Source organism: Halomonas sp. DP5N14-9 (genome assembly GCF_019802175.1).
GTDB classification, from domain to species: domain Bacteria; phylum Pseudomonadota; class Gammaproteobacteria; order Pseudomonadales; family Halomonadaceae; genus Halomonas; species Halomonas litopenaei.
This window is the reverse complement of record NZ_JAHVHR010000035.1, coordinates 320,957-336,170: the sequence shown is the minus strand read 5'-3', so window position 1 is coordinate 336,170 and position 15,214 is coordinate 320,957. Positions and strand designations below refer to the sequence as shown.

At 61.9% G+C, this 15,214-nt stretch carries 8 protein-coding genes and 1 pseudogene; 2 read left to right on the top strand and 7 right to left on the bottom strand.

The window, feature by feature from the left end:
• Positions 1 to 18: 18 nt before the first annotated feature.
• The 4 genes from adk to ampD all read right to left on the bottom strand — a co-directional run bounded on the left by adk (position 19) and on the right by ampD (position 6,700).
• A complete protein-coding gene (adk, locus tag KUW00_RS21160; protein ID WP_045992828.1) occupies positions 19 to 675 on the bottom strand; it encodes an adenylate kinase in 657 nt (218 codons plus the stop codon).
• Between the two features lie 289 nt (positions 676 to 964).
• On the bottom strand, positions 965 to 3,037 hold the full coding sequence (aceF, locus tag KUW00_RS21155; RefSeq protein ID WP_222570067.1) for a pyruvate dehydrogenase complex dihydrolipoyllysine-residue acetyltransferase: 2,073 nt from the start codon (positions 3,035 to 3,037) through the stop codon (positions 965 to 967).
• A 74-nt stretch (positions 3,038 to 3,111) separates the two neighbouring features.
• Entirely contained in the window at positions 3,112 to 5,784 is a 2,673-nt protein-coding gene (gene aceE, locus KUW00_RS21150; RefSeq protein ID WP_045992830.1) for a pyruvate dehydrogenase (acetyl-transferring), homodimeric type, read from the bottom strand.
• A gap of 358 nt (positions 5,785 to 6,142) precedes the next feature.
• Positions 6,143 to 6,700, bottom strand: a complete 558-nt coding sequence (ampD, locus tag KUW00_RS21145; RefSeq protein WP_222570066.1) for a 1,6-anhydro-N-acetylmuramyl-L-alanine amidase AmpD — start codon at positions 6,698 to 6,700, stop codon at positions 6,143 to 6,145.
• A 107-nt stretch (positions 6,701 to 6,807) separates the two neighbouring features.
• Between ampD and nadC the strand changes: the two genes are divergently transcribed.
• Positions 6,808 to 7,665, top strand: coding sequence for a carboxylating nicotinate-nucleotide diphosphorylase (nadC, locus tag KUW00_RS21140; RefSeq protein WP_045992832.1), 858 nt, complete (start codon positions 6,808 to 6,810; stop codon positions 7,663 to 7,665).
• 155 nt (positions 7,666 to 7,820) lie between these two features.
• Here nadC and KUW00_RS21135 read toward each other — a convergent pair whose 3' ends face one another.
• Positions 7,821 to 8,342, bottom strand: a complete 522-nt coding sequence (locus tag KUW00_RS21135; RefSeq protein WP_045992833.1) for a GNAT family N-acetyltransferase — start codon at positions 8,340 to 8,342, stop codon at positions 7,821 to 7,823.
• A gap of 283 nt (positions 8,343 to 8,625) precedes the next feature.
• Between KUW00_RS21135 and tsaA the strand changes: the two genes are divergently transcribed.
• The gene (gene tsaA / locus KUW00_RS21130; RefSeq protein WP_213229919.1) at positions 8,626 to 9,363 is read left to right on the top strand and encodes a tRNA (N6-threonylcarbamoyladenosine(37)-N6)-methyltransferase TrmO; all 738 of its coding nucleotides are present in this window, start codon (positions 8,626 to 8,628) and stop codon (positions 9,361 to 9,363) included.
• A 187-nt stretch (positions 9,364 to 9,550) separates the two neighbouring features.
• Here the strand turns inward: tsaA and KUW00_RS21125 are convergent, their stop codons facing one another.
• Positions 9,551 to 13,912: a YadA-like family protein gene (locus KUW00_RS21125; RefSeq protein ID WP_222570065.1), complete on the bottom strand. Its 4,362-nt coding sequence runs from the start codon at positions 13,910 to 13,912 to the stop codon at positions 9,551 to 9,553.
• Between the two features lie 351 nt (positions 13,913 to 14,263).
• Positions 14,264 to 14,650, bottom strand: a pseudogene (locus KUW00_RS22715) (hypothetical protein); the annotation flags it as partial.
• Between the last annotated feature and the right edge of the window lie 564 nt (positions 14,651 to 15,214).

The window sequence follows — 15,214 nt, the reverse complement described above, 5'->3', positions numbered from 1 at the left end:
CAAGCGTGGTGCGGTAGATCAGCCTTCGAGGGCCTCGCGCACCTGACGGGTGATGTCATCGACACTACCCACGCCTTCCACGCGATGATAGCGCGGGGCATCCTCAGGCGCCTGCTGGGCCCATTGCTGGTAGTAGCCCACCAGCGGCTCGGTCTGCTCGTGGTAGACCGACAGACGATTGCGAACGGTGTTCTCGCGATCATCATCACGCTGAACCAGCGCCTCGCCGGTCACATCATCCTTGCCGTCTTCCTTGGGCGGATTGTGGTCGACATGGTAGACGCGGCCGGACGCCGGGTGGACCCGACGACCCGCCAGACGATTGACGATTTCCTCGTCGGCCACGGCGATCTCGAGCACGTGATCGATCTTGACGCCACCTTCCTTCATGGCATCGGCCTGGGGAATGGTGCGCGGGAAGCCATCAAACAGGAAACCGTTGGCGCAGTCAGGCTGGGCGATGCGTTCCTTGACCAAGGCAATGATGATGTCATCGGAGACCAGGCCACCGGTGGTCATGATTTCCTTCACCTTGAGGCCCAGTTCACTGCCTTCCTTGACCGCTGCACGCAGCATGTCACCAGTGGAAATCTGTGGGATATCGTAGCGCTCACAGATGAATTGGGCCTGGGTGCCCTTGCCGGCACCCGGGGCACCCAAGAGGATCAAACGCATCGTTGGAACTCCTTCGAGAAAGCGAAAAGTCGGGGTGAAGAATGGGTTAAGCGAACAATACCCGTGCCGTCTTGGCGACACAACCTGAGGTTACTCGCAACTCACCGAAAACCTGCAGAAAAAGCGTTTAACATCAAGCTGCTGGCATCTAGATTGCACTTTGGTCAGGAGTCATAGAAGCGTCACGATTCGCCCGGCCTGGCACATCCACATGGCACGCTGTCAGAGCTGACGGCAGGACGAGAAACGGCGCCTTGCGGCGCCGTTCTGTTCTCGCATTCGGCCTGAATTACAGCAGAAGGCGACGCACGTCGGTCAACAACTGTCCCAGCAACGCGGTGAAGCGCGCGGCATCGGCGCCGTTGACGGCACGGTGGTCATAGGACAGCGACAGCGGCATCATCAGTCGCGGCTGGAAGTCCGCGCCATTCCACACCGGCTTCATCGACGCCTTGGAAACCCCGAGGATCGCCACCTCCGGCGGGTTCACGATGGGCGTGAAGGCGGTCCCGCCGATGGAGCCCAGGCTCGAGATGGTGAAGCAACCACCGGTCATCTCGTCACGCTTGAGCTTCTTCGACTGAGCCTTCTTGGCCAGCTCCACCGACTCCTTGGCCAGGTCGATCAGCGACTTCTTGTCGGCATCGCGGATCACCGGCACCATCAGGCCATCGGGCGTGTCCACGGCAATACCGATGTGCACGTACTTCTTCTGCACCACGGTCTCGCCGTCGGCCTTGAGGCTGACGTTAAACTGCGGGTACTTGTTCAAGGCATAGGCGCACGCCTTGATCAGGAACGGCAGCGGAGTCAGCTTGGCGCCCTGGGCTTCCGCCTCGGCCTTCATCGACTTGCGGAAGGCCTCGAGCTCGGTGATGTCCGCCTCGTCGAACTGCGTGACGTGGGGAATATTGACCCAGCTGCGATGCAGATTGTTGGCGCCCATCTTCATCAGGCGGCCCATCTGCTTCTCTTCGATCTCGCCGAACTGGCTGAAGTCCTGATCCGGGATCGGCGGAATGCCAGAGCCCCCGGCAGCAGGTGCCGCAGCGGCGTCGTCGCTCTTGCCCTTGCCCTGGTTGGCCATGGCCTGCTTGACGTAGTTCTGCACGTCTTCCTTGAGCACTCGGTCCTTGGGACCGGAGGGCTTCACCAGGGCCAGGTCGACACCCAGTTCGCGGGCCAGCATGCGCACCGCAGGGCCGGCGTGGACGCTCTTGGCATCACGCGGCTTGTCGGCCACCGCAGAGCCCTGACCGGAGGCCGCCTGCTGCTTGGGCGCGTCCTTCTTCGGAGCATCCTTTTTCGGAGCATCCTTTTTCGGGGCGTCCTTCTTGGGAGCGTCCTTCTTCGGCGCCTTCTTCTTGGGCGCCGCGCCGGCGACCTCGATGTAGCCGATCAGGTCACCCTCGGAGACACTGTCGCCTTCCTTCACCGACAGCTCCACCACCTTGCCCTTGAACGGACTCGGCACGTCCATGGAGGCCTTGTCGGACTCCAGGGTGATCAGGGCGTCCTCGACGTCCACCTCGTCACCTTCGCTGACGGCCATCTCGATGATCGGCACGTCGCTGGAACCGGACAGGTCGGGGACACGAACCTCCTGACGACCACCTTCGGCGGCCTCGTCGTCGGAATCGTCCTCTTCCTGCTCTTCCGACGCGCTTTCGGCGGACTCGGCTGCACTATCATCGGCAGACTCATCGGCCGACTCATCGACAGAGTCGTCATCGCCATCATCGCCTTCACCGGCGACTTCCATGGAGCCGATGACGTCACCTTCGGAGACGGTATCCCCTTCCTTGACGTTCAGGCTGACCAACTTGCCGGCGTGGGGGCTCGGCACGTCCATGGAGGCCTTGTCGGACTCCAGGGTGATCAGGGTGTCTTCCTCGCCGACCTCGTCGCCTTCGGACACCGCCACCTCGATGATCTCGACGTCGCTGGAGCCACCCAGGTCCGGCACCTTGATCTCGACGGTCTTGCTGCCACCGCCGCTCTTCTTCTTCGGTGCCGGCTTGTCGTCGGACTTGGGCGCTTCCTGCTCGTCGCCGCCGGAATCGGCCTGCGACTCTTCAGCCGAATCGGCGTCGGCGTCAGCATCCTCGTCGGCGTCGCCACCACCTTCGGCCTCGATCTCGACGATGTCATCGCCTTCCGAGACGGTGTCGCCTTCCTTGACCAGAACCTTGAGGACCTTGCCGCCCTTGGGCGCCGGCACGTCCATGCTGGCCTTGTCGGATTCCAGGGTAATCAGGGTGTCTTCCGGCTCGATCACGTCACCTTCGGACACCGCGACTTCGATGATTTCCACATCGGTGTCACCACCGATATCGGGCACTTTGATGATTTCGCTACTCAAGGTCGCGCTCCTTCAAACTCTTGACGGAGGCGGGCCACCGGCCCGCCATGCCACCGGACAGTCCAACCGATGCCTTACACCTCGAGCGGGTTGGGCTTGTTCGGGTCGATGTCGTACTTCTTGAGTGCCTCGGCCACGACCTTGCGGTCGATCTCGTCACGATCGGCCAGCGCCTTGAGCGCCGCCACGGTGACGTAGTAGCGGTCGACCTCGAAGAACCGGCGAAGCGCTTCGCGGGTGTCGGAGCGACCATAGCCGTCGGTGCCCAGTACATGATAGTCGGTCGGCACCCAGGCGCGGACCTGGTCGGCGTACAGCTTCATGTAGTCGGTCGAGGCGATCGCCGGTCCCTTGCGCCCTTCCAGACACTTGGTGACGTGAGGCTTCTCGGGGTCCGCATCCGGGTTGATGAAGGCCTGACGATCGAGCCCCAGGGCCTCGCGACGCAGCTCATTGAAGCTGGTCACGCTCCAGATGTCGGAGCCCACACCCCACTCTTCGGCCAGTATCTCGGCGGCAGCCTCGACCTCGCGCAGGATGGTACCGGAGCCCAGCAGCTGGACGTGGCCCTTCTTGCCCTTGGTCTCGCGCAGCAGGTACATGCCCTTGATGATGTCCTCGGCGGGAATCTCCTCGAGCTCGGGGTGCTCGTAGTTCTCGTTCATCAGGGTCAGGTAGTAGAAGCAGTTTTCCTTGTCGGAGAACATCCGCTTCAGACCATCCTGCACGATGACCGCGACTTCGTGCCCGTAGGTCGGGTCATAGGTGCGGCAGTTCGGGATCATCGCTGCCTGCAGCAGGCTGTGACCGTCCTGGTGCTGGAGACCCTCGCCGTTGAGCGTGGTACGACCGGCGGTACCACCGCACAGGAAGCCGCGAGCCTGCATGTCACCGGCGGCCCAGGCCAGATCACCGATCCGCTGGAAGCCGAACATCGAGTAGTAGATGTAGAACGGCAGCAGAGTGGTGTTGTTGTTCGAGTACGAGGTGGCCGCGGCAATCCAGGCAGACATGGCGCCGGCCTCGGTGATGCCTTCCTCGAGGATCTGACCCTTCTGATCCTCGCGGTAGAACATGATCTGGCCCTTGTCGACCGGCTCGTACTTCTGGCCTTCGGAGGTGTAGATACCGAGCTGACGGAACATACCCTCCATACCGAAGGTGCGCGCCTCGTCGGGGATGATCGGGACCACCCGCTTGCCGATCTTCTTGTCCTTGACCAGGCCATTGAGGATCCGCACGAAGGCCATGGTGGTGGACACTTCGCGGCCCTTGGAGCCGCCGGTCTGGGAGGCGAAGGTCTTGTCATCGAGGCCGGGAATCTCGAGCGCCTCGAAGTCATTGCGACGGCTCGGCAGATAGCCGCCCAGCTGTTCGCGCTGATAGTGCATGTACTTCATTTCGGGCGAATCGTCGTCCGGCTTGTAGTACGGCACTTCCTTGAGCTGGTCGTCGGAGATCGGGATGCCGAAGCGATCACGGAAGCGCTTGAGCGCCTCGTACTCCATGGTCTTGACCTGGTGCGCCTCGTTGGCCGCCTCGCCGTCGCCGCCACCCATGCCGTAGCCCTTGACGGTATGCGCCAGGATCACGGTGGGGCGACCATTGGGTTTGGTGGTCGCCTCGTGGTACGCCGCGTAGACCTTGAACGGATCGTGGCCACCGCGATTGAGCTTCCAGATGTCCTCGTCGGACATGTCCTTGACCAGGTCGGCGGTCTCCGGGTACTTGCCGAAGAAGTGCTCACGGGTGTAGGCACCGCCGTTGGCCTTGTAGTTCTGGTAGTCGCCGTCGACCGCCTCGTCCATGCGCTTCTGCAGCATGCCCTTCTTGTCCTTCTCGAAGAGCGGGTCCCAGTGACGACCCCAGACGACCTTGAGCACGTTCCAGCCGGCACCGCGGAAGACACCCTCGAGCTCGTCGATGATGCGGGAGTTGCCGCGCACCGGGCCATCGAGACGCTGCAGGTTGCAGTTGATAACAAAGATCAGATTGTCGAGCTTCTCGCGGCTGGCCAGGTGGATGGCGCCGAGAGATTCCGGCTCGTCACACTCACCGTCGCCCATGAAGCACCAGATCTTGCGATCCTGCATGTCGTGCAGCTCGCGGGAGTGCAGGTACTTCATGACGTGGGCCTGGTAGATCGCCTGGATCGGGCCCAGACCCATGGAAACCGTCGGGAACTGCCAGAACTCCGGCATCAGCCACGGGTGCGGGTAGGATGACAGGCCGTTGCCATCGACTTCCTGGCGGTAGCTGTCCATCTGCTCTTCGGTCAGCCGGCCCTCGAGGTAGGCGCGGGCGTAGATGCCCGGTGCCACGTGACCCTGGATGTAGATCAGGTCGCCTTCGAAGTCGCCGTTGGGGGCACGGAAGAAATGGTTGAAGCCCACGTCGTAGAGAGTCGCGGAGGACATGAAGCTGGCGATGTGGCCACCCAGTCCCGGCTTCGCCTTGTTGTTGCGAATGACCTGAGCGATGGCGTTGTAGCGGATCACCGAGCGAATACGACGCTCCATGAACAGATCGCCAGGCATCGGGGCCTCGCAGTGCACCGGAATGGTGTTGCGATGCGGGGTGGTGACCGAGAAGGGCACCTGCATGCCGTCCTGGCGATAACGGTCGGCGAGCCGCGTCATCAGGTACCGGGCACGATCCTCGCCCTCACGATCCAGAACAGACTCCAGGGAATCCAACCATTCCTGGGTTTCGACCGGATCGAGATCTTCTCTTGAACCAAGACTCATAGAACGTCTCTCCGAATGACGATGGGGGTCCATTGCCCCACGATCGAGGCCAATGAGCGAGCGGGATAGAGGGGGTGATTCCCCGCCCGCCTCGCAGCGTCAGGCATGTAGTAATATTACTAGAATGTCCGTGCCAAACGAGCACGATTGGGCAAGAAGATACCTCAAACGCCCTGCACTGCCAATTGAAGCAGCTATGGAAATATTTTTCAATTACCTTATATTGCACTGCAACACAATGGCTTAACCCAAAGGGGGTATGACTTAAGCGCCTCAAGTCAGCCACTTGTAAACAAACTACCGTTTGACCTGAAGGTGATGGCTCGCGCTATGCCGAAACGATGCATGGCATCTTCATCTAGCGGTGCTGCAAACAGCGCCGCAGGTACGCCCAGTCGAAGGAGGGACCGGGATCGGTCTTTCGCAGGGGAGCGATTCGCGCGTGACTGGTCAGTCGTTGGGGGGTGATCTCGGGGTAGGCGTCAAACAGCGCGTGCAGCACCTGGGCCAGGGCACGGTACTGGGCGTCTCGATAGGGCGACACCTCGTCCCCTTCGAGCTCGATCCCGATCGAGAAGTCGTTGAGCTCGCGGCGCAGGCAATGGCCATCGAACCAGCTGGAGCGTCCCGCGTGCCAGGCCCTCGCCTCGAAGGGCGCAAACTGAACACACTCTCCGTCGCGACGGATCAACAGATGCGCCGAGACCCTGAGTCCGGCGATACTCGCGAAGTAAGGGTGGGCCTCGGGATCCAGACGGTTGGTGAACAGTTCCTCGATGTGCTCGCCGCCGAATTGACCCGGCGGCAGACTGATGGAATGCACCACCACCGCCGATATTTCTCGTTCGGGTCGTTCATTGACGTTGGGCGAAGGCGCTCGCCTGGCCCCGTCGAGCCACCCGTCGTGACACTGCATGCTGGTGTCTCCATTGTCTGAATATGGGATCGTCACCTCGCCCACTGACGTCGAGGTGCTAGTGCCCCTATAATGTCGGCTCCACGCGCCGCAATACAGAGATACCCATGCACTTTCAGGACGCCCTTGCCGAAGACATCCGCAACAGTGCCGCTCGCCTGCTGGCCGAGGACGTCGGTCCGGTGGACATCACCGCCCAACTGATTCCCGAAAAGCATCTGGGCAAGGCCCGCGTCATCAGCCGCGAGCCGGCGATACTCTGCGGCGTGGCCTGGGTCGACGAGCTGTTCCGCCGCCTCGATCCCCGGGTCGCTCTGACCTGGCATGCCGCGGACGGCGATCGACTGACGCCAGACGAGCCCTTTCTCGAACTGGCAGGCCCCGCACGCAGCCTGCTGACCGGCGAGCGCGCGGCTCTCAACCTGCTGCAGACGCTGTCGGCCACCGCCACGCGCACCCGCCACTACGTCGACCTGCTCGAGGGCACCGGTGTGCGGCTGCTCGACACCCGCAAGACGTTGCCAGGTCTGCGTATCGCCCAGAAGTATGCGGTGGCTTGTGGCGGTGGCTGCAACCATCGGATCGGCCTCTACGACGCCTTCCTGATCAAGGAAAACCATATCTCGGCCTGCGGCGGCATCGCCGGCGCCGTGAAGGAGGCCCGCAGCATCGCGCGTGACCTGACGGTGGAGGTGGAAGTCGAGACCTTCGAGGAACTGGATCAGGCGCTGGCCGCCGGCGCCGACGTGATCATGCTCGACAACTTCTCACTGGATGACATGCGAGAAGCGGTGCGCCGCGTCGCAGGCCAGGCGACGCTGGAGGCGTCCGGCAATGTCGACGAGACGACGCTGAAAGCCATCGCCCAGACAGGTGTCGACTGCATCTCGAGCGGCGCACTGACCAAGGACGTGAAGGCCATCGACCTGTCCATGCGCATGGTCGAGGAAGGCCCGGCAGGCTGACGCCCTGTCCGTTTCGAGAAGCGCTCCCCCGGCCTGGACCCTGGCCCATGCCTGGGGGCTGTTCTTGAAGGGCACTCTCGGAGTTACTCCTGGAGATTACTCTCAAGGGGCTCTCCAGCGTCCAGCGGGGGGGGCTCTCCAGCGTCCAGCGGGGGTCACTCCAACGGCTTGCTCATGCATAGCCGTGGCAGCAGCTCTCCGGCGCGCTCGACCCACTCTTCACCGTGGGATTCCCAGCCGGCGTCGAGCAGTGGCTCTGCCAGCATCAGGCTGGCTTCGATGATCATCCGCCGGGCGCCGGCGTTTCTCAGGCGCTCCTCGGCAAGCGACAGCAAGCGGCCGCCGATGCCCTGGCCGGTCAGCGAGGGCCACACATAGAGCGTCTCGACGCGCGCGCGACCGGGGTCCAACTCGACAAAGCCGACGCAGCGACCGTCACACTCGGCCACCAGGGTAGTAAACAATGCCTGACGAGCACGCCAGGCGGAACCGTCCCTGGGCAGCGCCGAAGCCCAGGCCTGACGCTGGGCCAGACTGTAGTGGCGACTGGCCCCCATCATGACGGCGTGATAGAACACTTCGGCTTGATCCGAGCCATCCTTGGCGAGGGCCTCACGATAGTGAATACGGGAACGTCGCTCGACCGGCATGGCTTGCGACATTCTGGGTTCGGACATGTAGGGAACTCCTGCAGGACTGGAGACGGATAATCCGGCGCGTCGAGGTTCGCCAAGCCTAATCAGATAACGGGCTCGATCCAACACTCCTGACCACCCTGATGCCCGGCGACGCTGTTTCATGCCCAACTGGAGCTTTGTCATGTCACGATACCTGCAAGCACGTTGCTGGAGTCATTCAGGTCACCCCTGACCCACTTCCTGCGTCATCAGAGTTTCGACATCAAAGCATCGACGTAAAAGCATCCACATCAAAGCATCGACATCAGAGCCTCACCAGATCATGCCCGACGACCTCTATACCCTGACGCCCATCGGCACCATACGCAGCGACTTCCCGGACAAGTTCGGCGTACCCCGTCAGCCAGGGCTTGCAGAAGATGCCAGAGCTCGTCTGGTGCTGGAGGGCGACTTCGCCGATCCCATGGCCGTACGTGGGCTGGAGGGGTTCAGCCACCTGTGGCTGACCTTCATCTTTCACCTTAGTCCGCCCCACTGGAAAGCGATGGTCCGTCCGCCTCGACTGGGAGGAAATGCACGAATAGGCGTATTTGCCAGCCGCAGCACCCACCGCCCCAACCGTCTCGGGCTCTCGCTGGTGGAGTTGATCGACATCGATACGCGCGACGGCGTCAGCCTGGTGCTCAAGAGCGCCGATCTGGTCGACGGCACACCAGTGGTGGATATCAAGCCCTACCTGCCCTGGGCCGAGAGTTGCCCCGACGCCCGTACCGGTTTTGCACCTGAAGCGCCGACGCAGCATCCGGTGGTGTTCTCGGCCGAGGCCGAAGCGGTGCTTTCCAGCAGCGACAACGATGGTTCCTTGCGTCGCTTGATCGCCCAGGTCCTCGCCCAGGACCCGCGCCCCGCCTATCGCAGCAAGGGCAGTGACGACGATCGCCAGTACGGCGTCAGCCTGAGAGGTTTCAACGTGCGTTTTCGCGCCGAAAACGACAAGGGCGCCCTGCGCTTTCGCGTGGACGCCCTTGAAACCGGACAGGAACCAGGACGAGACGACTAACCCGCTGTGCTCGCAACTCCACTGGCCGCAGCATCATATGCCGCTACTTCAACTTCCGCGCCCCCTGTCACTGTGCATCGACGCCGATCACCATCCGTGATCGCGACACCGTCAGTACCGCTGTGTCTTGCGACACAGCCGCACCCAAGGTGAACGACCAGATTTTCGTTTGACCTGCCCACTGGTCTCAATCGATGACCCCGGAGATTCCCAGACCGATCGTTGGGCCACCGTGGGAGGCGCCAATCCCCATCCCGACACTCCAGCGGCCAGTATCAGCGGTTCGTCGTACGCTCACACCTAGTGCCGATTCTCCGTTGTAGTAGCCAGTCCCCACATGATAGGTGAGCTTTCCTGCGACATAGGGTGCATCGCCCATGGCGGCCAGGGCCGCGATCCCCGCACTGGCATCTCGCTCTACTTCGTCAATCTTGTGGTCGAGTTGGTTGTAGTCGGAAGTGAACTTACGGTTCAGTTCATTGAGCTGCGACATGTTGACCGCATCGGTGGGTGCCGAACCGGCAGCCACGTTATGCAACTGGGTGGGGCCACTGCCATTGCCCAGGCTGACAGAGTGGTAGTCGACGCTGCCATCCTCGCTACGATCGTAGTTGACCGCTCCCTCTTGCACGGCACCAAGCTGGCGCACATTGACCGCATCGGTGTCCTCGGTGCCCCCCGCGACGTGGGTGATCTGACGTTCACCACCCTCGCTGCCGACCGCAACAGCTCCCTTGGATGACTCCACCGCCACGTGCGAAAAGGCTTCCTCCTCCCCCTTCATGCCTTCTCTATCGGCCACAGCGCCATCACCAAGTGCAACACCTCCTTCAGCTTGTGCCTTGGCGCCACCTCCGATGGCAACGGTGTCTGCAGCACTGGTAGTGGCAGCGTCTCCCTGCGAATTCGCCTGGAAGTACTTGGTGTCCTGACCACTCAGTGCCAGGTCGCCGATATCCTCCATCAAGTCCCAGATCTGACCACCATTGACCGCATCAGTACTGCCTTGATGGATATCGCCTTCGGCCAGATTGCTGATCACGGTACCACCGTCGGCACCAGCCAGAGTGATCTTTCCCTGGTTGGAATCTGGGTCATATTGCACGACATTCTGGGCCGGGTTGCCACTGCCGCCCCCCAAGCTGTCGAGGGTCGTCTGGATATCACCGACATCGCCTTCAAGATTGGTGAGACGACCATTGGTGGCGTGGAGCTGACTGCCGTTGACCGCCTCTAGACTGGTGTCGGAAAGCGACCCATCCGCAATATTACCGAGCACGGTACCGCCGAAGGCTCTACCAGGCGACTTCAGGGTTACGTGGTTCCAGTCGACGCTGCCGTCGTTGAAGTGGTCATACGCCACCACTTCCTCAAGCGCCATATTGGTCGCATGGAGCTGGCTGCCATTGACCGCATCGGTACTGGTAGCGGAGATTCGACCCGCGGCCAGGTGGGTCAAGGTTCGCTCCTGCCCTTCGTCACCGATGCTGACGGTAGCAATGGGGTTTGTGCCGGCGTATTCATGCTGTTCACCGAAGATAATGCCTGACTCGGTGCCTATTGCCTCCTGTGAGGTCGACTGGGCCCCCAGCGCCACATCCATAGCCTGATTGGCGCTGGCTCCAGCACCCAGGGCCATCGCCTGCTCGCCCGAGGACACTGCCGTACTACCGACCGCAATCGCATCTTCCAGCAGGGTGTGGCTCTGGTCGCCAATGGCAACCGCACCGGCTGCCCCTATCTCCACCTTGGCGCTCACCCCCATACCGATGGCGTCATCGCCATTGACCGTGGTATCAGGCCCAATGGCGATGGAGCCTTCGCCGGTGGCGAGGGCGTCGACTTCCCCTCCCCCGTTGGCATGAAAATACAGCGATCCCGTATCCGAGAGCGACCCCACGGCCCCCTTGAGCTGACGCATGGTCACCGCATCGTGATCCTCGATACCATCGGCGATGTTGATCAACTGGCGATACTCACCGTCCCGCCCCACGGAGACCGCTCCCATTAGATCGGCGTCCGAAGTGTTGTACTGAATGGTGGCATTGCCCACGACGATCTGGCCGGAAACCTTCGCCACCTCGCGGTTCGCGATCGCTCCGCTGCCCAGTGCCACGCCGCCAAACACCGAGCTTGAAGCGCCATTGCCGATGGACACCGCATTGGTTGCCGACGACACCGCCGCCGGCCCCATCGCCAGGCTGTCGGTGCCGCTGGCACTGGCGCCGCTACCGCTGGATTTTGCCTGGTAGTAGATGCTGTCGGCGGCGATATCCCCCAGGTTGGTGGTGAGATTGGCGATATCGCCTTCGTTCTGGGTCACGCGCACATTCGTCGCGTTCAACTGACGACCGGTGACCGCATCGGTGCTGTCGGTGGACAGGGTGGCGTCGGTCAGATTGGTGATTCGGGTACCGGCATCGCCGGCCAGGGTGATACTGCCCTCATTGAGCGTGCCACCGGTGCCGCGGTCGTAGACCACTGCGCCCTCGGCCAGATTCCCCAGGTTGGTGGTGAGGTTGGTGATATCGCCTTCGTTCTGACTGACTCGAGCATTGGTCGCGTTCAACTGACGACCGGTGACCGCATCGGTGCTGTCGGTGGACAGGGTGGCGTCGGTCAGATTGGTGATTCGGGTACCGGCATCGCCGGCCAGGGTGATACTGCCCTCATTGAGCGTGCCTCCGGTGCCGCGGTCGTAGACCACTGCGCCGTCGGCCAGATCCCCCAGTGCCTGATTGGTGGCATGGAGCTGGCTGCCGTTGACCGCGTCGGTACTGGTGGCCGAGAGTCGACCTGCTGCCACGTGGGTGATGGTGCGCTCGCTGCCGCTGGTGCCCACGCTGACCGTACCGGTCGGGCTGCTGCCGGCCAAGGCGTAGTCAGTACCGGCCACGGTGGCCGTGGTGGTGGCCACCGCCGCTTCCGTGGTGGCACCGTTACCCAAGGCTACGCTATTGGCGACGCTGGCCTTCGCGCCATTGCCGATAGCCACCCCGTTGGTTGCCGAGGACACCGCCGCCGGCCCCATCGCCAGGCTGTCGGTGCCGCTGGCACTGGCGCCGCTGGCGGAAGAGTTGGCCTGGTAGTAGATGCTGTCGGCGGCGATATCCCCCAGGTTGGTGGTGAGGTTGGTGATATCGCCTTCGTTCTGACTGACTCGAGCATTGGTCGCGTTCAACTGACGACCGGTGACCGCATCGGTGCTGTCGGTGGACAGGGTGGCGTCGGTCAGATTGGTGATCCGGGTTCCGGCATCGCCGGCCAGGGTGATACTGCCCTCATTGAGCGTGCCGTCGTCGCTACGGTCGTAGACCACCGCACCGGCCGACAGATCCCCCAGGTTGGTGGTGAGATTGGTGATATCCCCTTCGTTCTGGGTCACTCGGATATTGGTCGCGTTCAACTGACGACCGGTGACCGCATCGGTGCTGTCGGTGGACAGGGTGGCGTCGGTCAGATTGGTGATCTGGGTGCCGGCATCGCCGGCCAGGGTGATACTGCCCTCATTGAGCGTGCCGTCGTCGCTACGGTCGTAGACCACTGCGCCCTCGGCCAGATCCCCCAGTGCCTGGTTGGTGGCATGGAGCTGGCTGCCGTTGACCGCGTCGGTACTGGTGGCCGAGAGTCGACCTGCTGCCACGTGAGTGATGGTGCGCTCGCTGCCGCTGGTGCCCAAGCTGACCGTACCGGTCGGGCTGCTGCCGGCCAAGGCGTAGTCAGTACCGGCCACGGTGGCCGTGGTGGTGGCCACCGCCGCTTCCGTGGTGGCACCGTTACCCAAGGCTACGCTGTTGGCGACGCTGGCCTTCGCGCCATTGCCGATAGCCACCCCATTGGTTGCCGAGGACACCGCCGCCGGCCCCATCGCCAGGCTGTCGGTGCCGCTGGCACTGGCGCCACTACCGCTGGATTTGGCCTGGTAGTAGACGCTGTCAGCGGCGATATCCCCCAGGTTGGTGGTGAGATTGGCGATATCGCCTTCGTTCTGGGTCACGCGCACATTCGTCGCGTTCAACTGACGGCCAGTGACCGCATCGGTGCTGTCGGTGGACAGGGTGGCGTCGGTCAGATTGGTGATCCGGGTTCCGGCATCGCCGGCCAGGGTGATGCTGCCCTCATTGAGCGTGCCTCCGGTGCCGCGGTCGTAGATCACCACGCCGTCTGACAGATATCCCAACGCCTGCACGCCTTCCGACAGTTCTCCCAGCGCCTGATTGGTGGCGTTCAGCTGACTGCCGTTGACGGCATCCGTGCTGGTGACAGCTAACCGTCCGGCCGCTACGTGAGTAATAGTACGCTCGACGCTGGCTACCGCATTGCCCCCGCTATCGGTCGTTGCCGCCGCGCCAAGGCTCAGAGTGCCTGTCGGAGCCGCACCGGCGAAACTGTAGCTCTTGCCCGCGATGGTAGCCTGGGTGGTTCCCACCACCGCCTCGGTGGTGGCGCCGTTTCCCAAGGCCACGCTGTTGGCCACGCTGGCCTTGGCATTGGTACCGATGGCAATGGCATTGCTGGCGGACGCCTCTCCGGAATCACCGAGCACCATGGAGTAGTTGCCACTCGCTTTCGACCAATTTCCCACTACATTGGTAGCGGCGCCGGCGACGGTATTTTGAAGACCTACTACATTGGCACCAGTAGCAGTCGATGACAGCGTGTTACTTGAGCCGAAAACACCGGAAAAATCGCTGGTCACGTTATTGGTATTGCCAACGACCCGGACTGCATTGCCTTGAACGGTATTGTTGAGACCAATCGCAGACGCATATGTCGATGCGCCTTCGATCTTGTTGGAAGTACCAATGGCAATCGCGCTCTTGGCGCCTGTCGATGTGGAGTTGCTCTCACCCAATGCAAGGCTATTGTCGCCATTGGAAACGTTGAGATGGCCAACACTGACACTTTTCGCGCCGTTGGCAACACTGCCTGATCCCAGTGCCGTGGAGTGGCTACCCGTCGCTTTAGCCGTGGCCCCAAGTGACGTCGCATTGGTCGCCGTGGACGTCGCCTTTGCGCCAATAGCAAGACTCGAGGTGGCGCTGGCAACGGACCCTCCGGTCAGGTCTCCGCCAATGGCAATGGCGTTTACACCTATCGCTTGTGCGCCGTTTAATCGAGCGACCGTGCCGCTAGACAGTGCCCCGCCACCAATAGCGACGCCATTCTTGCTTTTCGCATAAGCCCCACGCCCGATCGAGACACCGGCTAAGCCGCTGGTAACAGCCTGATCGCCCAGGGCAATACCAGAATCTGCCGCCGCACTCGTGGTCGCATAGTAGCCCATCGCGATAGAGGCATCACCATCGCCAACGGCACCGGTGCCTATATGGATGGCAGATGCCCCCGCAGCGGGCTGGATGCCCACCGGCGCCAGATAACGATTGACGACAAACTGTTCAGGCTTGTCGGCAGGCGTCGACGTCTCACCTGGCATGACGCATCTATCTTTAGTCGGTGACGTCAGAGGTATCATTGCCTCCTCTGACGCTATGTTGCCGACTTCACCTGCCACCGTCGGACAGTCATCAACGAGGGGGCCTGCCTCCGCTTTACTCGACCCCAGCCCAGGCGTGACAGCCGATAGAGACATCAGGATACAGGTGATACAAACGCTTTTTGTCCCACTTCTTGCAGTTTTGAGCGAGTTAACGAACAAAAAAGTACGGCCATCCAATTCACTCACTCCGACCTCCTTGCCACCAATACTTAGGTGACATCTTCGTGCGCCACCAAGACACTCACTTTCATCCGACATCCATCTTCAACCACCCAAAACTCTCTTATAAAAATCCTGAAAACAGAAAAACGAATCAAAAAACCAATAGCGTGCAGAAACCCGACTTATTTA